The 23,253-nt window shown below is 64.4% G+C and carries 18 protein-coding genes; 11 read left to right on the top strand and 7 right to left on the bottom strand.

Annotated features, from left to right (window positions below; all coding sequences use genetic code 11):
* The first annotated feature begins 125 nt into the window (after positions 1-125).
* The 3 genes from UNPA324_RS17715 to UNPA324_RS17705 all read left to right on the top strand — a co-directional run bounded on the left by UNPA324_RS17715 (position 126) and on the right by UNPA324_RS17705 (position 2,559).
* Complete coding sequence (locus tag UNPA324_RS17715) at positions 126-737, top strand: NAD(P)-dependent oxidoreductase (RefSeq protein WP_141935211.1); 612 nt, start codon at positions 126-128, stop codon at positions 735-737.
* A 215-nt stretch (positions 738-952) separates the two neighbouring features.
* Complete coding sequence (gene dksA / locus UNPA324_RS17710; protein WP_008554760.1) at positions 953-1,318, top strand: RNA polymerase-binding protein DksA; 366 nt, start codon at positions 953-955, stop codon at positions 1,316-1,318.
* Between the two features lie 461 nt (positions 1,319-1,779).
* Positions 1,780-2,559 carry a 2-keto-4-pentenoate hydratase gene (locus tag UNPA324_RS17705; protein WP_141935210.1) on the top strand — a complete coding sequence of 260 codons (780 nt, stop codon included), beginning with the start codon at positions 1,780-1,782 and terminating at the stop codon, positions 2,557-2,559.
* 865 nt (positions 2,560-3,424) lie between these two features.
* Here UNPA324_RS17705 and flgH read toward each other — a convergent pair.
* The 4 genes from flgH to flgF are packed head-to-tail and all read right to left on the bottom strand — an operon-like array spanning position 3,425 to position 6,906.
* Positions 3,425-4,186, bottom strand: a complete 762-nt coding sequence (flgH, locus tag UNPA324_RS17695; RefSeq protein ID WP_128917941.1) for a flagellar basal body L-ring protein FlgH — start codon at positions 4,184-4,186, stop codon at positions 3,425-3,427.
* A 3-nt stretch (positions 4,187-4,189) separates the two neighbouring features.
* The gene (flgA, locus tag UNPA324_RS17690; protein ID WP_181769426.1) at positions 4,190-5,329 is read right to left on the bottom strand and encodes a flagellar basal body P-ring formation chaperone FlgA; all 1,140 of its coding nucleotides are present in this window, start codon (positions 5,327-5,329) and stop codon (positions 4,190-4,192) included.
* 10 nt (positions 5,330-5,339) lie between these two features.
* Positions 5,340-6,128, bottom strand: a complete 789-nt coding sequence (gene flgG, locus UNPA324_RS17685) for a flagellar basal-body rod protein FlgG (RefSeq protein WP_128917943.1) — start codon at positions 6,126-6,128, stop codon at positions 5,340-5,342.
* A 16-nt stretch (positions 6,129-6,144) separates the two neighbouring features.
* On the bottom strand, positions 6,145-6,906 hold the full coding sequence (gene flgF, locus UNPA324_RS17680) for a flagellar basal-body rod protein FlgF (protein WP_128917952.1): 762 nt from the start codon (positions 6,904-6,906) through the stop codon (positions 6,145-6,147).
* Between the two features lie 378 nt (positions 6,907-7,284).
* Here flgF and fliL point away from each other — a divergent pair, with 378 nt between their 5' ends.
* The 5 genes from fliL to UNPA324_RS17650 all read left to right on the top strand — a co-directional run bounded on the left by fliL (position 7,285) and on the right by UNPA324_RS17650 (position 11,025).
* Positions 7,285-7,785, top strand: coding sequence for a flagellar basal body-associated protein FliL (fliL, locus tag UNPA324_RS17675; protein ID WP_141935208.1), 501 nt, complete (start codon positions 7,285-7,287; stop codon positions 7,783-7,785).
* 30 nt (positions 7,786-7,815) lie between these two features.
* Positions 7,816-9,018 (top strand): flagellar motor switch protein FliM, encoded by a 1,203-nt coding sequence (gene fliM, locus UNPA324_RS17670; protein ID WP_018321852.1) that lies wholly within the window; start codon positions 7,816-7,818, stop codon positions 9,016-9,018.
* Positions 9,015-9,461 (top strand): DUF6468 domain-containing protein, encoded by a 447-nt coding sequence (locus tag UNPA324_RS17665; protein ID WP_141935207.1) that lies wholly within the window; start codon positions 9,015-9,017, stop codon positions 9,459-9,461. Before fliM ends, UNPA324_RS17665 begins: the two co-directional genes overlap by 4 nt.
* A gap of 9 nt (positions 9,462-9,470) precedes the next feature.
* On the top strand, positions 9,471-10,235 hold the full coding sequence (locus UNPA324_RS17660) for a MotE family protein (protein WP_141935206.1): 765 nt from the start codon (positions 9,471-9,473) through the stop codon (positions 10,233-10,235).
* A gap of 592 nt (positions 10,236-10,827) precedes the next feature.
* On the top strand, positions 10,828-11,025 hold the full coding sequence (locus UNPA324_RS17650) for a hypothetical protein (protein ID WP_128917947.1): 198 nt from the start codon (positions 10,828-10,830) through the stop codon (positions 11,023-11,025).
* 20 nt (positions 11,026-11,045) lie between these two features.
* Here UNPA324_RS17650 and UNPA324_RS17645 read toward each other — a convergent pair whose 3' ends face one another.
* Positions 11,046-15,170 carry a VCBS domain-containing protein gene (locus tag UNPA324_RS17645; RefSeq protein ID WP_246667183.1) on the bottom strand — a complete coding sequence of 1,375 codons (4,125 nt, stop codon included), beginning with the start codon at positions 15,168-15,170 and terminating at the stop codon, positions 11,046-11,048.
* Positions 15,171-15,611: 441 nt separating this feature from the next.
* On the opposite strand from UNPA324_RS17645, the gene UNPA324_RS17640 reads away from it, so the two are divergent.
* The 3 genes from UNPA324_RS17640 to UNPA324_RS17630 all read left to right on the top strand — a co-directional run bounded on the left by UNPA324_RS17640 (position 15,612) and on the right by UNPA324_RS17630 (position 21,124).
* Positions 15,612-16,220 carry a FecR family protein gene (locus tag UNPA324_RS17640; RefSeq protein ID WP_349630214.1) on the top strand — a complete coding sequence of 203 codons (609 nt, stop codon included), beginning with the start codon at positions 15,612-15,614 and terminating at the stop codon, positions 16,218-16,220.
* A 102-nt stretch (positions 16,221-16,322) separates the two neighbouring features.
* Positions 16,323-17,171: a tetratricopeptide repeat protein gene (locus tag UNPA324_RS17635; RefSeq protein ID WP_246667182.1), complete on the top strand. Its 849-nt coding sequence runs from the start codon at positions 16,323-16,325 to the stop codon at positions 17,169-17,171.
* A 236-nt stretch (positions 17,172-17,407) separates the two neighbouring features.
* A complete protein-coding gene (locus UNPA324_RS17630; protein ID WP_181769425.1) occupies positions 17,408-21,124 on the top strand; it encodes a tetratricopeptide repeat protein in 3,717 nt (1,238 codons plus the stop codon).
* Between the two features lie 224 nt (positions 21,125-21,348).
* Here the strand turns inward: UNPA324_RS17630 and fliP are convergent, their stop codons facing one another.
* Both fliP and UNPA324_RS17620 read right to left on the bottom strand, forming a co-directional pair.
* On the bottom strand, positions 21,349-22,104 hold the full coding sequence (fliP, locus tag UNPA324_RS17625) for a flagellar type III secretion system pore protein FliP (protein WP_128917951.1): 756 nt from the start codon (positions 22,102-22,104) through the stop codon (positions 21,349-21,351).
* The gene (locus tag UNPA324_RS17620; protein WP_141935202.1) at positions 22,101-23,069 is read right to left on the bottom strand and encodes a flagellar biosynthetic protein FliO; all 969 of its coding nucleotides are present in this window, start codon (positions 23,067-23,069) and stop codon (positions 22,101-22,103) included. Before UNPA324_RS17620 ends, fliP begins: the two co-directional genes overlap by 4 nt.
* Positions 23,070-23,253: the final 184 nt, after the last annotated feature.

Below are 23,253 nucleotides of genomic sequence, written 5' to 3'. Positions count from 1 at the left end.
GTCGCTCGTCGTACGTGTGGAGGTTACCCTCGCGTAATCAGGTAAGCACAAAGTGCTCTCTTAACACTAGCATTCTTTGCGATATCTAGTTTCCGCTAGTTACCAAAGGAGCAAAGGAGCCTTCCATGAAAATCGCAGTCGCCGGCGCCTCGGGCCGGGCCGGGTCGGAAATCACCAAGGAACTGTCGCGCCGCGGCCACGCGGTCACAGCCATCGCCCGGAACCCCGATAAGATCGCGGTCCTGCCCAATGTCACGCCGACCAAGGGAGACGTGCTCGACCAAGCTGGCCTTGCCAAGCTGTGGGCCGGCCAGGACGTCGCCGTGAGTTCCGTGCACTTTCTGGCCAGCGACGCGCGCAAGCTGATCGGGGCGGCGAAGGACGCCAAGGTTGGTCGTTACCTCGTGGTCGGCGGTGCCGGCAGCCTTGAGGTCGCGCCGGGGGTGAAGCTGGTCACGACTCCCAATTTTCCAGCCCAGTACAAGGCGGAAGCCGAGGCAGGCTCGGCCTTCCTCGACCTGTTGCGGCAGGACAAGGAGCTGAACTGGACCTTCATTTCGCCGTCCGCGCTGTTCGTCGAGGGGGAACGCACGGGCAAGTTCCGGCTCGGGACCGATCAGCTTCTCGCAGATGCGAACGGCAAGAGCTGGATCACTTTCGCTGACTATGCCATTGCGCTCGCCGATGAGATCGAGCGCCCGGCCCATCTGCGGCAGCGCTTCACGGTCGGCTACTAGGCCTTCGGCCGCCCCCGAGCCCTCCAGGATAAACCTTCCTGTGCAAGGGCTTGGGGGTGCCGGCCAGACTCTCAGGGAAATATTGTCTGTCACAGGAGGCCACTATATAAGGCCCGGTTCAACGGACCCTGTTTCCGTTGCGAGTCGTTGCTTAGACAGATAGGCCGCCCTTGGAAAAGTTGAAAAACTACCGACCGACCGAAAAAGAGCCTTTCATGAACGACCGGCAGAAGGAGTACTTCCGTTTGAAGCTCCTTGCCTGGAAGGATGAGATCCTCAAAGAGTCCAAGCTCACCCTGCAAGCCCTGCAGGAGGAGAATGTGAACCACCCCGATCTTGCCGATCGGGCATCGTCCGAAACCGACCGCGCCATCGAACTCCGCGCCCGCGACCGCCAGCGCAAGTTGATCGCCAAGATCGACGCCGCGCTCCAGCGTATCGAGGACAACACCTATGGCTATTGCGAGGATACCGGCGAGCCGATCTCGTTGAAGCGGCTCGAGGCCCGGCCCATCGCGACGCTCTCGGTGGAAGCGCAGGAGCGCCACGAGAAACGCGAGAAGGTCTATCGCGACGAATAGAGACGGAGCCGCAGAGATGCGGCTCTTTTGTTTTGTAGCGCAAGGTGCGCTGTTTCGCACCGCGCTTGGTTTTGCCTTGCGCTTGCAGCTGCGCATCATCGGCGTTGGGCGCGATCGCGAAAAGTGAATCGCGATCAAGGACCTAGACTCGATTCCTCCGAGCTCACGTGAGTTCGGATGAGAAACAGCCTTCACTTCAGGTGCGGGAGATTTTGCGAGTCGCATCAACAGGATCGACTCGACTGTTGAGACGCCGATACAGCCGCATTAAGCATTGCTGTAATCATGCCTCGCGCGCTGCTTGTGAGGCCACAAGGCGCATCTCCATAAAGCCTGGACCAGCTCAACATTTCCTTAAGCGCGGGCGAGGGGCCGTAATCTGCCCGTCCCTCGCGCTTGTCACGTCCCGGCGGGAATGCTGAAGTGCTGCCCTTGAATGCGTAGCGTGGGAGGCGGCGCCGATGGATAAGATTCTCGAAGCCGCTAAGGCGATCGCGCTGGCGCGCCGCAACCATGCGCCGCTCGCGGCGCTGGAACGTCCGCCCATGGATGAGGCCGAGGGCTATCAGGTCCAGCGCGCGCTGCACGATCTGCTGCTGGCGCATGCCGGGCCGCTGGTCGGTTACAAGATCGGCTGCACCAGCCAGGTGATGCAGGACTATATCGGCATCCCGCACCCCTGCGGCGGCGGCGTGTTCCAGAAGGGCGTGCATGACAGTGGCGCCAAGCTCGCCGCCTCCAACTATGTCCGGGTCGGCGTCGAATGCGAGATCGCGGTGCGCCTGAAGCGGGACCTTGCCGCCGGCGAGGCGCCGTTCACGGCCGAATGGGTCGGCGAGGCGGTCGAAGCCTATCATCCCGCCATCGAGATCGTCGACGGCCGCTACGTGAAGTGGGAGACGATGGGTGCCCCGACGCTGATCGCCGACGATTTCTTCGCCGCTGGCTGCGTGCTGGGCCCGTCGGTTCCGCGTTCGTCGGTGCCGGACCTTAAGGCGGTCAAGGGCCGGGCCATCCTCAACGGCGAGGAGGTCAGCCACGGCACCGGCGCCGACGTGCTCGGCCACCCCCACAACGCGCTCGCCTGGCTCGCCAATCATCTCGCCGCCGAAGGCAAGGGGCTGCACGCGGGGCAACTCGTGCTCACCGGCAGCCTGGTCAAGACGCTGTGGCTGAAGGCCGGCGACAAGGTGCGGATGGAGCTGGAGGGCCTGGGGGCGGTGGAGGCGGAGTTTACGTGAAGGGCGCAAGGATCCGTCCGCGGTCATTGCGAGCGTAGCGAAGCAATCCAGAATCTCTCCGCGGCGGCAGCCTGGATTGCTTCGTCGCAGGAGCTCCTCGCAATGATGCAGTGTGAGGAGGCGGTGTCACTTCTTCCTTGAGACCCCCATTCGCGGACACACCTTTGCATTCTCGCGGCTGTTTCGCCCGAGCTTTGCTGTGTTCTCTTGCCCTCCTGAAGATCAAGAAGGCGCAGGGAAGGCCGGGTACCGGCTGGCACCCGAAGTCCCGCGTGTGCTCAAGAAGCGCGCACGGGATGGACGACAGGTGATGCCGGTCGCCCGGCCTTCCCTGCGCGATGGTTTTCACGGTGTCCTTCGTGCTCTCCTCGGGGAGCGATGCACTATTGCCCCCGTCGCCTTGCGGGAATGCTGATGCGCGCACCGGTTGGCCGCCACATCACCGCAAGACTTGACGCACAGACCCCGGGCGTCGGGACCACACGACTTCTCCGTCCGCGCACGTCCTCGCTGGGTTCTCCACGGCTGGCGTGCGCTCACCGTCGAGACCATTCGAAGACGCTGTCAGCGCCGTGTCGTATCGCGCCTGTCGCTGCTCACGGGTTTCCCCGCCCTGCAACCTGCCATGCACGCCGACGCCGTCGCGGCCACCGCATCCCATCCCGCGTTCGTGACGATCGCGATACGCCCTCTTGTGAGATAGAACAAAACGGGAACATAATGAGGTGGCCCGAGCCTGTCAACAAGAATTTCTAAAATCCGAAAAATACATGCGGCCTCCGGCAGGGGAGCTACCGGAGGCCGCGTCGTACATCGTCGTTCGCGCCTAGGTTCGCGAACACGATGTGGGAGCTCTTGAAGAGGCTTAGAAGGGCAGCAGCACGTCCATGACCTGCTGGCCGTAGCGCGGTTGCTGCACGTCCATGATCTGGCCGCGGCCGCCATAGGCGATGCGGGCCTGGGCGATTTTGGTGGAGTCGATGGTGTTGTCGCTCTGGATGTCCTCAGGGCGCACGATGCCGGCTACGATCAACTCGCGGATCTCGTAGTTGACGCGGATCTCCTGCTTGCCTTCGACGACCAGGTTGCCGTTCGGCAACACTTGGGTGACTACGGCGGCGACGTTGGTTTGCAAAGCTTCCTTGCGGTCGACGCTGCCCTTGCCCTCGCTTGAAGAGGTCGAGTCGGCGGTCAGGATGCGGCCGGGCAGGATCTTGTTGGCCTGGGTGATGGTCTTGGCGCCGATGAAGTCGGTGATTCCCGAATCTTCCTTGTTGGTGCGGCTGCGCGAGGTGTCGTTCTCGATGTTGGCCTTGTCCGTGATGTTGACGGTCACGGTCAGGAGGTCGCCGACCTGGCGGGCGCGCTGGTCCTTGAAGAAGGCACGGCTGCCGTTGCGCCACAGCGAGTTCGGATTGTAGGAGGCAACTTCCGGCTTCGGCATCGGCATCTGCACCGGCTTGTAGCCGGGCTGCGTCGTCGGATTGTCGATTGCCGACAGCTTCGGCTGCTCGCCGATCTGCGACAGGCGGTCGATCGAGGAGCAGCCGCCCAGCGCGCAGGAGGTCAGCAGCAGGGCAGAGATCGCGATGCGACGAAGGCGGAAAGCCGAACTGAACGTGGACATGACTTACTCTGACTTGGCTTGAGCTTGCGAGACGCGAGCTTGAGGGATCTGGGCTTCTGCGATCTGGGCCGGCGACGCGGGGGCCTGCACCAGGTTCCGGAGGAGAGCTGCGGTGTCGACGGGGGCCGGCGCTTTATCGCGCTTGAGCGAGGAGGTCTGCTCGACCGCGGGGACCATCGGTGCGGACTGGCTCGCGCCCTGGATCGTCACCTGGCCGCGGCCGGTGACGACCCCGGTCAGGGTGCGCTTGGATTGCAGATTGAGCACGCTGACGGTGTCGCCCTCGGCGCCGCTCTCGATCGCCTTGCCGCGCGTGGTGAGGTAGAGGCCGGGCGCCTGGAAGATAACGGTCACGGCCTGATCGCGCACCACGAAGTCGGGCTTGACGATGTCGGCGGCACGGAGCGGCGTGCCTGCTCGCATCGCCCGGCGCAGCTGCATGCCGACGCTGCGCTCGCGCGAGGCCGGCTCGCCGGTGACCTCGGCCTTCGGCCGGCGTTCCAGCGCGACGTCGGAGGACTTCAGCGTATCGGCACGGTCGATGTCGCGCGTCAGCACGGCCACTTCCACCATCTCGATCGCGGTGCCGGAGAAGCGCAGCTTGGTCGGGGTCGGATTGTTGTCGTTGGCGATCTCGAAAGCGAGGTCGAAACGGCCGCTGCGGGCATCGTAGCGGGTCGCCACCGGCTGCATCGCACCGCTGTTGGAGGCATCGAGGCGCATCTCGGTGACTCCGCGGTCGAAGGTGACGGCGATGTTGGCGGCGTCGCCGAGGCCGAAGCGGCGCTCGAGCGCCGAGGCGACGGCGTTTTCCAGATCCTTGCTCGCCAGCGTGCGGGCGAGGCGGGTGACCTGGACCTCCTTGATGTCGCCGGTCATCACGCCGATCACCTGCTTGGCGCGGAGCACTGACAGCACCTGCGCGACCGGCAGCGCGCCGGTGGTGCCGAGATCGGGCGAGCGGTAGACCGGGACCAGCGCGGCCGATCCGGCGTTGTCGATGAGATCGCCGACCCGCACCACGTCCGAGGTCACGGTGACGCTCGCGCGCAGCGTCGGCGAGGCGATGAAATCGTCCGCGGCCGCGGCCGGCGAGGCCAACGCGAGCAGGGCGGAGATCGTGGCGAGGGCGGTGCGGATCATCGTCATTGCCTCAGCGGAACAGCGCCGTGGTCGATTGCATCATCTGGTCGGCGGCGCTGATCACCTTGGCGTTCATCTCGTAGGCGCGCTGGGCGGCGATCAGGTCGCTCATCTCCGAGACGACGTCGACATTGGCCTGCTCGAGGCTGCCTTGCGTGATCTTGCCGTAGCCCTCGCCGTTCGCGGTGCCGTCCTGCGGCGGGCCGGACGAGGGGGTCTCGGTGAACTGGTTGCTGCCGACCGGCTGCAGGCCGGCCTTGTTGATGAAGCGCGTTACGCCGATCTGGCCGACGATCGAGGAGGTCGAGGAGCCCGGCAGCGTCACCGAGACCTGACCCTGCTCGCTCACCGTGATGCCGGAGGCGTTGTTCGGGATCGTGATCGTCGGCTGCACTGGATTGCCCTGGGCGGTGACGACGCGGCCCTGATTGTCCATCTGGAAGGTGCCGTCGCGGGTGTATTGGTAGGTGCCGTCGGGCATCAGGATCTTGAAGAAGCCTTCGCCGGAGATCGCGAGGTCGAGGTCGTTGCCGGTCTGCGACAGGGTACCCTGCGTCATGCTGCGCGGCGTGCCGACGGTCTTGACGCCGCCGCCGATATCGACGCCGACGGGCAGGATGGTGCCCTGGTCCGAGGCCTGCGCGCCGACGCGGCGCACATGCTCGTAGATCAGGTCCTGGAACGCCGCGGTCTGCTTCTTGAAGCCGGTGGTGCGCAGGTTGGCGATGTTGTTGGAGATCACCTGAACGTTGAGTTCCTGTGCCGCCATTCCGGTCGCTGCGGTGTGAAGTGCCTGCATCTCAGTTCTCCCTCAATCAGGCCGGAACGTCGGCGAGCTTCTCGATCGCCGATTTGTGGAGGTCGCTCTGCTGCTGGAGCAGGTTGGCGATGGCGGTGTAGCTGCGCATGACCTCGACCATGCGGGTCATCTCGCCGACCGAATTCACGTTCGACTTCTCGATGTAACCCTGCTCCACGGTGGACTTGGTGGCGGGCTGCTGGGTCGCGGAGCCGGTGTCATAGAGATTGGCGCCGAGCTTGGTCAGCTTGGCCGGATCGTCGAACGACACCATGCGGATCTTGCCGCGGATCGAATCGGTCTTGGCGGTGCCCTCGAGCACCGTGATGGTGCCGTCGGGGGCGATGTTGATGTCGTGGTCGGTCGGCTGGAAGGTGATCGGGCCGCCGGTGCCGAGCACGAGGTTGCCGTCGGAGTTGACGAGCTGGCCGGTAGAGTTGAGCGAGAACTTGCCGTCGCGGGTGTAGCGCTCGCCGCCATTGACCTGCACCGCGAAATAGGCGTCGCCGCTGATCGCCATGTCGAGCGGGTTCTTGGTCATCTCCATCGGCCCCGGGCCGACGTCGCGGAAGGTGCCGCGGTCCTGCACATAGGAGACACGGCGGTCGGCGCCGACGAAATTGTCCTCACGCGCGTTCGAGTTGAGAAACTCCTCGAACAGCGAATGATCGGCCTTGAAGCCGTTGGTGTTGGCATTGGCGACGTTGTTGGCGATGACATCCATCTGCCGTTCCAACGTCATCTGTCGTGACAAGCCGATCAGAAGCGCGTTCTGCATCGGAAATCTCCCCTGAGTGAGATCTGCCATTTCGCTCTCCCAAGCGCCTTGGCGGACCCCGTGAACGAGGCCGTCGGGTTCTCCCAAACCGTTCGGTCTCGGCCCTCTCTGAGCGAAAGCCGTGCCAACCTGGAAAAGTTCGCGATTTCAATGTCTTGCCGAATTTCGAGGGGCGCAGGAGGGCGGCAGAAAGGTTCTGTTAGCCATGTCTGCCCGGCAGATTTTTCCTAGCGGAAGCCCGATCGAAAGATTCCGTTAACCATTATTACCGTAGCGTTTGCCGTGAAGAGGAGCGCGTTGCGCCGGGGCATTTGTATCGCGTCACTGTCTTGAGGCTTCGCTCTTTCGACCCCTTTGAGAGATCCGGGCGCGGCGACCATGGCAGAGAACGAAGCGGAAGGCGGCGCAGCCGCCGAGGGCGCGGAAGCCGCTCCGCCCAAGAACAAGCTGAAGCTCATCATCATGGCCGTCGGCCTGCTCGCCGTCCTCGGCGGCGGCGCTGCGACCTGGTTCTTCTTCTTCCGTCACGGTGACGAGGAGCATCATGCCGAGGTCGCCCCACCGCCGAAGCCGCCGGCCTTCGTCGACGTCCCCGACATGATGGTCAACCTCGCCGGCGCGCCGGGCGAGCGCGTGCAATATCTGCGGCTGAAGATCGTGCTGGAGCTGAAGGAAGAGAAGCAGATCGAGGCGATCAAGCCGACGATGCCGCGCGTCACCGACATCTTCCAGACCTATGTGCGCGAGCTGCGCCCCTCCGACCTCAACGGCTCCGCCGGCATCTTCCGCCTCAAGGAGGAATTGACCAAGCGCGTCAACGCAGCGGTCGCCCCGGTCCAGGTCAGCGCGGTGCTGTTCAAGGAAGTCGTGGTCCAGTGATGGCGCTGCGGGAGGCAACGGGCTAGCGTCATGGCCGGCAACGAGCAAATGGACCAGGATGCGATTGCCGCTCAATGGGAGGCGTCGCTCGATTCCGAGGATCCCGCGGAGGCCGCAAAGGCTGCCGCCGAAAACGAGCTGTCGGAGACCATGGCCCTGCAATGGGCGGCCATGGTCGAGGACGGCAGCCGCGATCTCGGAAGCGGCAAGAACTCCGGCGAGCGGGTGCTGTCGCAGGAGGAGATCGACAATCTCCTCGGTTTCACCGTCGGCGACGTCACGCTCGACGATCATTCCGGCATTCGCGCCATCATCGATTCGGCGATGGTCTCCTACGAGCGTCTGCCGATGCTCGAGATCGTCTTCGACCGCCTGGTGCGGCTGATGACGACGTCCTTGCGCAATTTCACCTCCGACAACGTCGAAGTCTCGCTCGACCGCATCACCTCGGTGCGTTTCGGCGACTACATGAACTCGATCCCGCTGCCCGCCGTCCTCACCGTCTTCAAGGCCGAAGAGTGGGAAAACTTCGGCATGGCGACGGTCGATTCCAACCTGATCTATTCGATGATCGACGTGCTGCTCGGCGGCCGCCGCGGCACCAGCCAGCTCCGCATCGAGGGCCGGCCCTACACCACGATCGAGACCGAGCTGGTCAAGCGGCTGGTCGAGGTGGTGCTGGCCGACGCCGAGCAGGCGTTCCGGCCGCTGTCGCCGGTGACCTTCACGATCGACCGGCTCGAGACCAACCCGCGTTTCGCCGCGATCAGCCGTCCCGCCAATGCCGCGATCCTGGTGCGCCTGCGCATCGACATGGAAGACCGCGGCGGCAATATCGAACTCCTGCTGCCTTATGCGACCATCGAGCCGATCCGGGGCGTCCTGCTCCAGATGTTCATGGGCGAAAAATTCGGCCGCGACCCGGTCTGGGAAGGCCATTTCGCCACCGAGATCGTGCAGGCCGAGATCGCCGTCGATGCCGTGCTCTACGAGGCCGACATCCCGCTCAAGCAGCTGATGCGGCTCAAGGTCGGCGATACGCTGCCGCTGGACATGCGCGCCGACGCCAACGTCACCGTGCGCTGCGGCGACGTCACGCTGACCGAAGGGCGGATGGGCCGGGTCGGCGACCGCGTCGCGATCCGCGTGACGAAACCCCTGCGCAAGCCAAGTACGACACTTGCGATGTTCGAGAAGGTGGACGAGCAGAACAAGATGATGGAGGCCCCATGAACCACTCCCTGGGAATGGCGATCGAGACGCTGGTGGCTATCCTGCTGATGCTGACGATCGTCTACTGCGTCATGCTCAACAAGCGGCTGACGCGGCTGAAGGCGGACGAGCATTCGCTGAAGGCGGTGATCGGCGAGCTGATCACAGCGACCGAGATCGCCGAGCGCGCGATCGGGGGGCTGAAGCTCGCCGTGCGCGACGTCAACGAGAACCTCGGCAGCCAGCTCGCCGCGGCGACACAGATGTCGGACCAGCTCTACAAGCAGCTCGGCGAAGCCGACAACGTGGTGCGGCGCCTGTCCAAGATCGCGATCGCCGCGCGCCCCGTCACCACCTCGGAAGCGGTTGCCGCGCCCGCGGCCAAGCCCTCGACCGCGAAGGCTGTGGCAGCTGCGGCCGAAGCCTTCTCCGAACGCCGACGATCCAACGGTCTTGCCGCATGAAGTCAGGGCATGAAATCCTTTCGTAACATCCGCGTCATCCCGGTCGTCCTGGTTGCCGTCGCGGGCCTCGCCACGCTGAAGGTGGCGGGCCTCGTGATCAATGGCGGCTATGTCTTCGACTACAAGCCGAGCCAGACCAAGAAATCCTGGGGGCAAGAGAACCTGAATTTCCCGACCGGCCGCGAGGAACCGGAGATCATCACCGGCTCGACCCACGGCGAGCCGAAGGAGGCGCCCAAGCCCGCCGCCCCCGAGACCAAGCCGGAAGGCACCGTGGTCAAGGTCGACGAAGCCCAGCCGCAGGTCTCGGCCTCCGAGCGCGCGATCCTCGAGCGGTTGCAGGCGCGTCGCCAGGAGATCGAGGCCCGCCAGCGCGAGATCGACATCCGCGAAAGCCTGCTCAAATCGGCCGAGAAGCGCATCGAAGGCAAGGTCGAGGAAATGAAGGCGGTGGAAACCCGCATCTCCGCGACGCAGGCCGAGCAGAAGGCCGCCGAAGCCCAGCGGATGAAGGGCCTCGTGACCATGTACGAGGGCATGAAGCCCAAGGACGCCGCACGGGTGTTCGACCGGCTGGAGATGGGCGTCCTGATCGAGATCGCCTCGGCCATCGCACCGCGGAAGATGTCGGACATCCTCGGACTGATGTCGTCGGAGGCCGCCGAGAAGCTGACGGTCGAGATGGCCCGCCGCGCCAATGGCGGCGGCGACCAGTCGGCTTCGGCCGCGGACCTGCCCAAGATCGACGGCAAGCCGACGCAAAAGCCGAATTGAGGACGCGAGGCGAACAGTGCTATCGCGACCGGACGCGTTGTGGCGTCGACGTTCGACTGGAGCCCAGCGAGAGGCCTTGCGTGCCTAATTCGCGAAGACCTGTTGCACCCTGCGAACAGGCGGGCGCAACTGCTTCTCCACCCGAGGAAGAGTATCTACCTGCTGCTTGATCGGCGGCGCCTCTGTGACGCGAGTCACGAGCTGCAGGGTGCTATGGCAACAGGAGCACTCAAATGTTTTCAGGGCATATCCGCTGGCGATCGGAACGATCGCTACGACCGCTCTTGCCCTGCTACACACAATGCAACCGGCTTCTCCGTTCATTGATTACCCCCAAAAGCTAACCAATGCGATTCGCATCGCCGAGGTCACATCTGATTCAGAGTCGCGCGCGAACCGCAACGTCCCGAAGGTTGTGAGAGTGCGCGCCCGGCAACTCGGATCGAACTCCCGCGGCGGATGCAGTCGAACCAGGCGGCACCCTCTGAGACTGCGATGAGTTGACGCGCGCAGGTGTGAAGTGGCGTACAGTTGCGCTCAAGCCGCGGTCCTACGCTTCGGCCGTTCGCAATCGGCAGCGCAGGAGGAGGTCATGAACTACTCGTCCGCAGCGGAGCGCGTCATTGAGGCCGTCAACCGGCTGCTCATAGCGGCGATGACATCAGCGTGGACATCCGCCCTAAGCCATCAGCATGCAGCGCCGCCGGAAGTTGACGACGGCAACGATGATGGATCTTCCCTCGACGAGCAGAACTCCTCGGCGCCGGAAGGCGCCGACAAGCAACACTGAAGACGCAATCGACTTGAGCGTCATACGATCAGATCGTGCAACACATGGCCGTGAACTGTTCCTGCCTCGTGAGGTGGGTCAACATCGGATGGCGACGTTTCAGGCATGAACGCCAGCTCGGCCCCATGGAATCCCTCAGCCTGCTCGTGCTGACCGACGAAGTCCGACAGACGTTCCAACACTGCGCTGTGCAGTGAGCCCGGCGAAGCGTCATCTATAAACTGGAACGAGCCGCCGAGCTGCTGCGGATCGGCAGGTTTGGATCCAGACGCTCCCTGGGACGGGTTGTGCTGCTCCGCCTCGCTTGACGGCAAATGGTTGGCGCCGCCGGTCGCTGACTTCAGGAGGCTTGGGTTCAGGAGGCTTGGGTTGAGCGTCCTGTCTGCCGTTTCATCGCCGGTATGACCATGGGCATGAGCCGCCTTGGCGGCGCTTCCCGGTGGCAAGGTGCCGTCATCAGCATCGCTCCCCGGCGCAAACCTGCCCCCGGCGTGGTGTTCGGCAGCGTCATGGGCAAAATTCAGCATGGCGATCGGAACGTCTGGAACCTGGCCGCTCGCGGCAATCGTGCCGCTTTTGCCAGCCGTTGTGGCTGCGTCGAACCCGGTCAGGTTGTTGAAGACAAAGCTGGTCTCCATGTGTGTGACCATGTGCTGCACGAGCACGGCCAGCGCGGCGGCAGGGGGAGGTGCCGCGTCGCTGTGGGGCGTTTCGATCGCGAGCGTTTGCACGTCGCCTGAACTGGGGAAGCTGGAATAGTCGCTCGCTGCGATCTGGTCCCAGCTCGGATCGAGGCTGGAGGCCGGGTCGGTTGATTGAATTGTCGAACTCCCCGCAGCGAGAAGCGTGCCGTCGCCGCTGCCGACATCGGACGAGACTTCGGAAGTGGTCGTCGTCACGGCGGTCGCGTCACCCTGCGCGGTTGCGGTGAGGTCGAGCAGATCGCCGGCTACCGCCATCACCGGTGCGGCTGCCGGCGCCGTGATGAAGTCCGACGCGTCGATGGTTGCAACCCCCTGCAAATGAATTTCGAGCAGACCGGAATCGCCGACATGCAGGGTCTGATCCGTCGGATTGACGTACACGATCGTTTGATTCGCCGCGCTGTCATAGAGCCAGGCGATCGTATGTGCCGGCACGGCCGTGCTGCTTGAGCTCAAGGCCAATATGACAAACCCAAGCGCGCCAAAAGCAGTCAGGTCGATCTTGTCAGCCCCCGAGGCGAAGTCGGTGATGGTGTCGTACTGGTTTGCGTTGGAATCAGCCACGAACAAATAAGCGAAGCGGTCGTTGCCATTGCTGCCGGTGAGTTGATCCGCACCAAAACCACCGGTTATGACGTCATTGCCGTTGTTGCCGTTGATTGTATCGCTGCCCGAGCCGCCGTAGATCACGTCATCCCCATCGTTGCCCTTGATGGTGTCATCGCCTGAGCCGCCATAGAGAACGTCGGCTTTGCCCGTGCCGTTGACGGTATCGCTGCCCGCTCCCGCGTAGATGATCTGACCTGTGTCGCCGCCGCCGGCGATGGTTTCGTTCCCCGGCGTTCCATACACGTTCGGAGGATCGGAGATCACTGCAGATCCGGTGGCCAGGTTATCAAAATCGTTGGGGTCTGCGTCGCTGGCGCCATGAATGGCGACGGTCACCGTCTGCGTCGTACCGTCGATGGCAGTTACCGTGAACGTGTCGGTCAACGTGTCGCCGACGTCGAGCGCCTGAACCACGCTGTTGTTGTTATCAAGGGTGTAAGTCCATACGCCGGCTGCGGTCATCGTGAACGTGCCGTATCCACCGTCGCTTGCTGTCGAAGAGACTGCGGTGAACGTGTTCGGCACGTTGTCGACGTCCGTATCGGTGAGCGTGCCCGTCGCGATGGGAGCGCCAGGTGAGAAAGTTCCTGCCTCGGTCACCGAGCCGGTCGTGGTGCCAGAAATGAGGGCCGCGTCGTTGCTGCCCTGAATGGTGATCGTCACCACCTGCGGCGTGCCGTCGAGGGTTGTGACAGTGAAACTGTCGGTGAGCGTACCGCCGACATTGAGCGCCTGCACCGCGCCGCTCGCGTTGTCGAGCGTGTAGGTCCACACGCCGGCGGCGGTTAACGTAAAAGTGCCATACCCATTCGTGCTTGCCCTCGGCGAACTCACCGCGGTGAAGGTATTAGGCGCATTGTCGACGTCGGCGGCAGAGAGCGTGCCCGTTGCGCTCGGGCTGCCGGGTGTCGCATTGGCGATGCCGCCCGCCTCAGTCACCGAGCCGGCCGTGGTGCCTGAAACGATGGCAGCATCGTTGGTGCCATGGATGGTGACCGTCACGACTTGGGCAGTTCCGTCCAGAGTGGTCACTGTGAACGTATCGGTTAGTGTCTCGCCGGTGTTGAGCGCCTGCACCGCAGCGTTGACATTGTCGAGCTCATAGGTCCACACGCCGGCTGCCGTCATGGTGAAGGTGCCGTAGCCGGCGGCGCTCACCGTTGGCGCGGCGACTGCCGTGAAAGCATTTGCGGTCGTGTCGACGTCCGTGTCGGTGAGGATGCCGGTCGCGGTGGGCGTGCCGGGGTTTGCATTGGCGAGGCCGCCAGCCTCGATCACTGCGCCGGTCGTCGCGCCGGAGATGATCGCGGCGTCACTGGCTCCGTGGATCGTGATCGTCACCACTTGGGCGGTGCCTCCGATCGTGGCCACCGTAAAGTTGTCGGTGAGCGTGTCGCCGGCATTGAGCCGCTGCACGGCGGGATTGGCGTTGTCCAAAGTGTAGGTCCACACGCCGGACGCTGTCATCGTGAAGGTGCCGTAGCCACCGGTGCTGGTGGTTGGCGAACTCACTGCCGTGAACGTATTGGGCGGATCGTCGACGTCGGTATCAGAAAGGGTGCCGGTCGCAATCGGCGTGCCGGGCGCTCCATTGTCTATGCCGCCAGCCTCGATGGTCGAACCGGTCGTGTCGCCAGAGATGATTGCAGCGTCGTTGACACCGTTGATGATGATTGTGAACGTCTTGCTCGCAGAGTTGAGGCCGTCGGAAACCGTGATGACGAAATCGTCGGTCGAGGGCGCCTTCAGTGCGTTGATCGCGACGCTGTTAGGCACGAACGTGTAGGCGCCGCTCGTACTGTTGACGTAGAGCGTCCCGTACGGACTTGGCTTCGACAGATCGTATGTCACTCCGCCGAGGATCGTCTCGCCGGCGGCCGCCCCTATGACACCAAAGGTCAGCTTGGCGCCGCTGCTGGTGCTGCTGGCGGCGAAAACTCCGCTCGTCGGAGTGAATGTATCAAACACCACCGTATCGAGCTCGGTTGGCCCCGCTCCGGTGCTGAGCGTCGGCGGCACAGGGTCGAAAACGGGAATAACGAATGGTGACACTGGGGCCAGCAGGTTCTGCGGCGTGGGCGCATCGGACGGAATGAAATTGATTGGCTGCAGCGACAGGGATTTGACAAAGGGTGGTGTGCTCGATCCGTGTGGACCTTGCCCGTCGGTGAGATTGGCGAGCACGTCCTGCTGAGCGGCGCGCAACTCGTCCATGCGAGCGGACGTGTTCGTGACCTGGTTGACGCTGATGGTTGATCCCACCTTCTTGATGACGATCGTCTCGCCGGGATCTTCGACGATGATGTGCTGCGGGATCCGCTCCTTGGTCACGAGCTCGAATGCACCGTGCGCAAGGTCCTTGTAGGTGATGGAATCGTCATCCAGGAATGTGATATCCGGATCCGCCGCCTCGGCGTCTTGCGCGGCCGAGAAAGTCAATGCTGCAAGCGTCAGCATCCCGAAGCCGCCCGCGTGCCCCCGGGCGCGAATGCCTGCAATGGGCGTATTCAGCTGGAGCGCCCCGGCTTGTGCCAGCCGGCCTGGTGCGAAACTGAAGCTTCCTCGGGTCACGTCGAACAGGGCTGCAAGTGGCGTGCCTTCGGCGTCGAAGACGAACTCGCTCAGCTCAACGCGAGTGCCGCAGCCGAGATTGAAGAAAGTACCGTCGATGAAGCGAATTGTGATCTGTCCGTCGGCATCGGTTTCCAGCACGTCGCCCCGGTAGATAGGCGCACCAGCCACCGCCTGTGTAGCGATGCCGCTCGCTCCCGTAAGCGTACAGCGACCGAGTACTGTCGGAATATGGCCGATGAGTTCGACGGGCAGGGCCATGACGGCCCCGTTATCAACCTGGATGCCGGATGCAACTAGCATGGCTCGACCTCGCCTTGTGTAATCGGCGTGCTGCCATGCTCGGGTCCTCGCCAAGGCAAAAAAGTTCTTGGCGCCGGCAGCCCGAAGGCTCGCCCGCCGAAATAATCAAGTCTGATCGAGAGAGATGCATGGCGCGGGGACAACGATGGGCACCGCCATTCCCCGCCGTGCCCCCTCCCACCAATGTGATTAAATTGACAAACCGGACGTATTTAATTTGTGGCGTTTGCGAAGCGCCGGATATAAATTAAGTCGATTAATAAAAATAAACAACAATTATATTTATTGTAGTTGCGCTGCGCGGGTCAGAAAATGGGCCGCTGATAGCGGCCGGTTCTTCTCAGAAAGGGGGAGGGCATGTGCAGACCTACGAAAGCCGCGCTGGCCGCAGGCCTCGTTGTGGCGCTTGCCTGTTTCTTGCCGGGTGCAGCTCAAGCGCAAATCGATTCCGCCAAGCCCGCCGTCGCCACCTCGTCATCGAAACCGATTGGGAAGGTGGTGGTGGCCACCGGCTCGGTCACGATCGAACATGCGGGCGCAGTGATCGTTCAGGCAAATGTCTCGGGTGACCCCGTCCGGGCCAATACGGGTGATCCCGTATATCTTGGTGATGTGGTGCAGACCGGGGCCGACGGCCGGGTCGGCATCAACTTCACCGACGGCAGCTCGTTCAATCTATCGAGCAACGCCCGCATGGCATTGGATCATTATGTGTATGAGCCGGCCGGCAAGTCCAATGCGAGCCTATTCAATCTCGCCAGGGGAACGTTCACCTTTGTTGCAGGCAGCGTCGCAAAGACAGGCGACATGAAGGTCGATACCCCCGTCGCCACGCTCGGGATCCGGGGCACGACGCCGCATATCGAGATTGCGGATGATGGGTCGGTCAGATTCTCGACCTTGATCGAAGAGGGCCAGAGCAAGCTCCTGAAGAAGCCGCCGACATCCGCGGCGCCGGAGCCCGATCGAAGCAGCAATCGAAGGCTCAACATCTGTCGAGGATGCTGAGAAACTCGCTTGGTTCGAAGCCGCCGGGTGCTTGCAGCGCCGGCCGGGGAGAGATGAGCAGTGGGGCTTCGTTCACTGTCGGACTCGACACGTGGTGTGAAAATGACCGCAAGAGGCAATTTCATCCAGGCCGTGATGCTCACTCTTATGCTTGTGCTGTCCAGTTCGTCGGGCTGGGCGCAGAAGCAGAAGGGCAGCTCCCTCAAGACGATTGAACTGTGTAACGGCTCAGACGTCTCACCCGAAGCTCGGATCGATGGCTGCACGGCGTTCATCGAAGCGGGCGAGGGAGCGCTGAACGGCTTCGTTGTCGCCTACAACAACAGGGGGAATGCCTATAGCGCTAAAGCCGACTACGAACGCGCGATCAAGGATTTCCTCGAAGCGACCAGGCTTGACCCGAACTATGCGAAAGCCTTCAACAACCTCGGCGTGGCCTATCTGAGAACGGGCGCGCACGATCTAGCGATCAGCGCTTTTGAGGAGGCGCTCAAGCTCAACCCGAATTATGGCGCTGCCTATGCCAACCGCGCGGCAGCCTACCTGAAGGCGAACGCGTACGATCGTGCCGCGCAGGACTATGACGAGGCAATTCGCCTTGATCCGAAGCTGGAGGCGGCGCGGAGCGGCCGCTGTTGGACCCGAGCCGTCCTTGGCGCTTTGCAGGCTGCGCTGGGAGACTGCGATATTGTGCTTCGATCGGAAACAAACAACGCGGCAGCATACGACTCGCGAGCTCTTATAAATCTGAAAATGGGGCAATTCTCCGCGGCTATAGATGACTACAACTCAGCGCTGCGGTTCGCCCCCAAGCTTGCTAGCGCGCTGTACGGCCGAGGGCTTGCCCGCTTCAAGCTCGGCGACACGGATGGTGGCCAAAGCGATATGTCGGCGGCTAAGAGGATCGACGCTCGAATCGACGAAGCCTTTGTCCGCTATGGGATGCCGTGATGGGACTGGCCAATTCCCGGGCAGGACCGTTGTGCAAGCGTTAACAAGTCCTTAACCATCGGCGTCTCAAATTCAAATACGGCGGATCCGTCGACGCTCGATGCGGCACGGCGTGCTGCCTCAAGAGCAAATCAAGATATAGCATTAACAAGTCCTTAATTGGCGAGACCTACAGTCGACGGCAGGGGCCGGCATCAGGACCGGCGTCGACCGACGAAACGGAAGAAATGCCGCCAATGGCGCGAGAGGCTGCCGCTGGATTTGTGTCGCGAGCCTGCGCTTTCGTGCCGGGCCTGTCGCGTCATGTCCGAAACGCGGGCGCGCTGGCGGTCTGCCTGCTGATCGGCCTTGGTGCGCCTGCCCGGGCGGCCGATCCCGTCAGGGGCGAGGCGACGTTTTCGGCCGGCGGCGGCTTTGCCCGTCTCGTCATCAAGCTCGGCGAGGACGTTCCCTCCGAGGTGGCGACCGCGGGCTCCATCCTCATCATCCGCTTCGACCGGCCCGTCGACGTTCCCGTCGACCGCGTGCCGGAAGGCGCGCCCGACTACATCAATTCCGCGCGCCGCGATCCTGACGGCAACGCCATCCGCCTGTCGCTGGCGCGGCGCGTCACCGTCAACACCATGAACGCCGGCGAGCGCACCTTCATCGACCTCTTGCCCGAGGGTTGGAAGGGGCCGCCGCCGAGCCTGCCCATGGACGTCGTCAAGGAGCTTGCCGAGCGTGCGCGCATCGCCGAGCGCGCTCTGCGCGCCCAGCGCGCCGCGGCCGAGACCAGGAAGCGTCCGCCGATCCGCGTGCGTGCCTCGGTGCAGCCGACCTTCGTCCGCTTCGTGTTCGAGATGCCTGACGGTGTCGGCGTGTCCTCCGTGCTGAACGAGCAGAAGCTCACGCTGGCTTTCAACGCCAACCTCAATTTCGATCTGGCGGACGCGGTCGTCGCGGCACCGCCGAACGTCGCCTCGATCAAGCAGAAGGCCGACATCGACCAGACCAATGTCGAGATCGCCCTGATCGGCGATTCCGACGTGCATTCGTTCCGCGACGAAAAGAACTACGTCGTCGACGTGTCCTTCCAGCCCGACCGGGGCAAGACCGCCGCGACGCCCGAGGCGGCGATCGCGCAGATGAAGCCTGCCGGTCACGGATCTCAGCCTTCGCCCGACAAGCCCGCGGCCGAGAAGCCGAAGGACGCCCATCGCGAGATCGCGCCGCCGACGTCCGAGACGATCGCGCGCGAAGCCAAGATCGACGTCAAGCCCGAGGCGAAGCCGGAAGCGCCCGCCGCGATGCCGGCCGCTGAAGCGCCGAAGCCGGCGCCGGCTCCCGCGGCTGAGGCGGCGCACGCTCCGGAAGCGCCCAAGGAGGCCGTGAAGGAAGCAGCGAAGCCGGCGTCCTCCGTTGCTGAAGCTGCGGCCGCGCCGCCTAAGCCCGCGCCTGCCGAAGAGACCGCGAAGGAGCCGGTCAAAGAAGCCGCCAACGAAACGGTCAAACCTGCGCAGCAGCCCACGATCGCCGGCGTCGATGCGCGCCGCGACAGCGACGGCTTGCGCGTGACGTTCCCGATTCAGGTCGCAACGGCCGCGGCCGCGTTCCGCCGCGGCGACACTGTCTGGCTGGTGTTCGATACACCGAAGCCGATCGATGTCGAGGCGATCCGCACCAAGGGCGGCGCGATGATCGGCGAGGTCGGCCGCATTCCGCTCGACAAGGGGCAGGCGGTGCGCATCCGTCTCACCCGTCCGCTGGTCTACTCGCTGGCGAGCGAGGAGGTCGGCAAGGAGACCAACTGGCTGCTGACGCTGGCCGACAAGATCCAGTCGACGCCGCTGCCGCTGATGATGTCGCGCAACATCACCGACCCCGCGCTCGCCAACATCGCGATCCCCTTCGCCAATCCGGGCCAATTGCACAAGCTCACCGATCCCGACGCCGGCGACATGCTCTATGTCGTCACCGCGCAGCGGCCGGTGCGCGGCTTCATCAAGCGGCAGGACCTCGTCGATCTCTCGCTGCTGGAATCCGCGCACGGCATCGCGATCCGGCCGAACTCCGACGAGGTCGGCGTCGAGGTCGGCTCCGACAAGGTGATCCTCGGCAAGAAGGGCGGATTGACGCTGTCGCCGGTCGACATCTCGGCCGAGCGGGCGCCGACCGCGGTGCGCCCGGTCTTCAGCCCCGAAGGCTGGCGCAAGGGCCAGTCGGAAAACTTCATCGCGCGCCAGAGCGAGCTGATAACGGCGATCTCGGCCGTCGAGCCGGCGCTGCGCTCGCTGCCGCGGCTCGACCTCGCGCAGTTCTACATGTCGCGCGCGATGTATCACGAGGCTAAGGCCGTCACTGACGTCATGCTGACCGATCCTCTCAACAAGGAGGAGAGCGGCGCGCTGATCATGCATGCGATCGCCAATATCCTGATCGGCCGGCCGGCGCAGGGCCTGAAGGACCTCGCCAATCCCGTGATCGGCAACAGCCACGATTCCCAGCTCTGGAAGGCACTCGCCTTTGCGCGTCAGGGCAAATGGGCGGACGCGCGCGAGAAATTCAAGAACGTCGAATTCGCCATCGCCTCGCTGCCGCTCGACATCCAGCGCATCGTGACGATGGACGCGATGCGCGCGTCCCTCGAGGTGAAGGATTATGCCGGCGCCTCCAAGCGCCGTAGCGAGCTCGAGGTGGTCGGCGTCTCGCCCGAGGCGGCGCCCGGCTTCGCCGTGCTGCGCGGCCGGCTCGCCGAGGCGCTCGGCCACGACAAGGACGCGCTCGACGATTACAAGTTCGCAGTCGCCTCGGCCGACCGGCCTGCGGCGGCGGAGGCCAAGCAGCTCGAGGTCGCGCTGCGCCAGAAGCGCGACGAGATCGGCAAGGAAGACGCGCTGCGCGAGCTCGAGACCCTGTCCATGACCTGGCGCGGCGACTCGATCGAGGTCAAGACGCTCCAGATGCTGTCGCGGATGTATGCCGAGAGCGGGCGCTACCGCGACGCGCTCACCGCGGCACGCACCGCGACGCGGCTGCAGCCGAACGCGGAAGCCTCCCGGCAGGCGCAGGATCTCGCCTCCGAGCTGTTCACGCAGATCTTCTTAGGGCCGAAGGGCGACGAGCTGCCGCCGGTCGAAGCGCTCGGCATGTTCTACGAATTCCGCGAGCTGACGCCGATCGGCCGTCGCGGCGACGAGCTGATCCGCCGGCTCGCCGACCGTCTCGCTTCGATCGATCTGCTCGACCAGGCCGCCGAGCTCTTGCAATACCAGGTCGACCATCGTCTCGAAGGCGCCGCGCGTGCCCAGGTCGCCGCGCGCCTTGCCATGATCTATCTCGCCAACCGCAAGCCTGACATGGCGATCACAGCGTTGCGCGCGAGCCGCATCAGCGATCTCTCCGGCGAGCTCAGGCAGCAGCGCCTGCTGTTGGAAGCGCGCGCGCAGAGCGACGTCGGTCGTCACGATCTCGCGCTCGACATTGTCTCCAACGTCTCCGGGCGCGAAGTGCTTCGCCTGCGCTCCGACATCTTCTGGGCGGCACGGCGCTGGCGCGAGGCCGCCGAGCAGATCGAGCTCTATTACGGCGAGCGCTTCCGCGATTTCAAGCCGCTCAACGCGGTGGAGAAGAGCGACATCATCCGCGCCGCCGTCGGCTATGCGCTCGCCGACGACTCGATCGGCCTGTCGCGCTTCCGCGAGAAATACGCGCCACTGATGAGCGAAAGCGCCGACCGTCTCGCCTTCGACATCGCCAGCAAGCCGGCCGCGGCCTCCAGCGCCGAATTCGCCGAGATCGCCAAGCTCGCCGCCAGCGTCGACACGCTCGACGGCTTCCTGCGCGAGATGAAGCAGCGTTTCCCCGACGCCACCGCCCGCGCACCAGCCGCCCCCCACGCCAAGGACGAAGCCGAGCACACCGGCTCATTGCCGATGATTCCCGTGGTGCGGCAGATCAAGATGACGCGATAGGGCCAATCAGTCGCGCCATCCGGTGGGAGAGTTGCGGGAATCTGCCACCTCACTCTCCGTCATTGCGAGCGGAGCGAAGCAATCCAGGATCTTTCCAGGATCTTTCCGCGGCGGCAGCCTGGATTGCTTCGTCGCAAGAGCTCCTCGCAATGACGTGGAGGGGGCCGGACGCTATCGCTGGGAGCGGAGAGGATGCGGGGCTGACGGTGTCTCCGAGTCCGCCGTCACCCCCCGTAACTCTGCACCAGGCTGCCCGCCACCAGCGACCAGCCGTCGACCAGCACGAAGAAGATCAGCTTGAACGGCAGCGAGATCGTCGCCGGCGGCAGCATCATCATGCCCATCGACATCAGCACCGAGGCGACGACGAGGTCGATGATCAGGAAGGGCAGGAACAACAGGAAGCCGATCTCGAAGGCGCGCTTCAGCTCGGAGATCATGAAGGCGGGGACGAGGATGCGAAGTGCGAGGTCGTCGGGGGTGGCCGGCGCCGGCTCGCCCGAGAGATCCAGGAACAGCCTGAGGTCCTTCTCGCGCACGTTCTTCTGCATGAAGCCGCGCAGGGGGACGGAGGCGCGCTGCAGCGCATCCTCGACGCCGATCTGGTTGGCGACGAGCGGGCGGATGCCGTCGTCGTAGGATTTCTGCAGGACCGGTCCCATCACGAAGAAGGTGAGGAACATGGCCAGCGCGATGATCACCGAGTTCGGCGGCGCGGTCGCCGTGCCCATCGCGGTGCGCAGCAGCGACAGCACGACCACGATGCGCGTGAACGACGTCATCATGATCAGGATCGACGGCGCGATCGAGAGCACCGTGAGCAGCGCGATCAGCTGGATCGCGCGCTCGGTGACGCCGCCGCCAGCGCCGCCGCCGAGATTGATGCTGATGTCCTGCGCATGCGCAAGGCCTGCGAGCGAGGCCGCGACTAACAGGACAGAAAGGAAAAGAACTCTACGCGGGAGGGACGGCAGCCTCACGAAGACGGCTTCGGACGGCCGAGCAGCGAGGCCATCTCGTCTTCGAGATTTTCAAAGCTGGTCTTTTCCGCGGCCGGCTTCGGCGGCGGAGCCGGTGGCGCCGGCGGCTCGCTGCGTACCGCCCGCGCGGGAGCGGACGGCGGCTCCGGCGCAACGGGAGGCGCGACCGTTTCGCCGGCGGGGCGGCGGAGCGCAGCCTCTAACCGCTGTGCCATTTCGGCGAGGTTCTGCTCGGCGCTCGACGGGCTCGCGGCGGGCGCCGGCACGGGCGGCGCCTGCGGCACGGGCGGAGGAGGCGGCGGCGGTGCAGCGGCACGCTCGGCGCGCACGGGCGGCATCTTCATCGGCTCGCTCTGGCGCGGCGGACGCGGCATCAGCGGCGGCTCGCTGCGCGGAGCGCGCGGCGGCAGCGGCTCGGGCCGCGGTTCGCGCTCGGGACGGGGCGCGATCGGCTCCGCCGTGAAGCCGGCCAGGGGATCGCTGCGGCGTTCGGCCAGCGCAGGGGCGGGCCGGCGCACCTCGTCGGCGAAGGACGGGCGCGACGGCCGCGGCGGCGGCTCGGGCATTTGCGGCTCGGGATGATCCAGCAGCTCGGGCCGCGGCGCTTCGTCGGCCCAGCCGCCGGCGTCGGGCATCGGGGCAAGGCGTGGCGGCTCGGCGGCGTTGGGACGCTGTGGCAGCTGATCGCGGCCATGCCCGGCGCGAACGATGTTGGGCTCGACGACGATGTCGGTGGGGCCGCCGATCATCAGGAGGTGCTCGACATTGTCACGCCGGACCAGCACCAGGCGGCGCCGGCCGTCGACCGCGGCGGCATCGATCACGGCAAGGCGCGGCATCCTGCCGCGCTGGGTGTTGGCGCCGAGCCGGCTGCTGGCGAATCGGCGAACCAGCCAAGCAGCGACGCCGATCAACGCCAGAACGACGATGAACGCGACGATGAAGGTGATAGGGCTGCCTTGCATACTTGTCCCCGACAAATGGCGCTTCTCTCGTGCCCATGGTCGGATGCGCCAACCACCGGCCTACGATGCCCCAAACTGCGATTTCTTAACGTCCCACGGCAAGATTTGCCGTCCCCAACTCTTAATAACCCATGAATCGCTCGATCCAAAACGACTTCTTGGCCTGTGCATGCGCCGCCAAACG

It is taken from the genome of Bradyrhizobium sp. UNPA324, from assembly GCF_006658635.1.
In the GTDB taxonomy this organism is placed as follows: domain Bacteria; phylum Pseudomonadota; class Alphaproteobacteria; order Rhizobiales; family Xanthobacteraceae; genus Bradyrhizobium; species Bradyrhizobium nanningense.
This window is presented reverse-complemented; position numbering and strand designations above follow the sequence as displayed.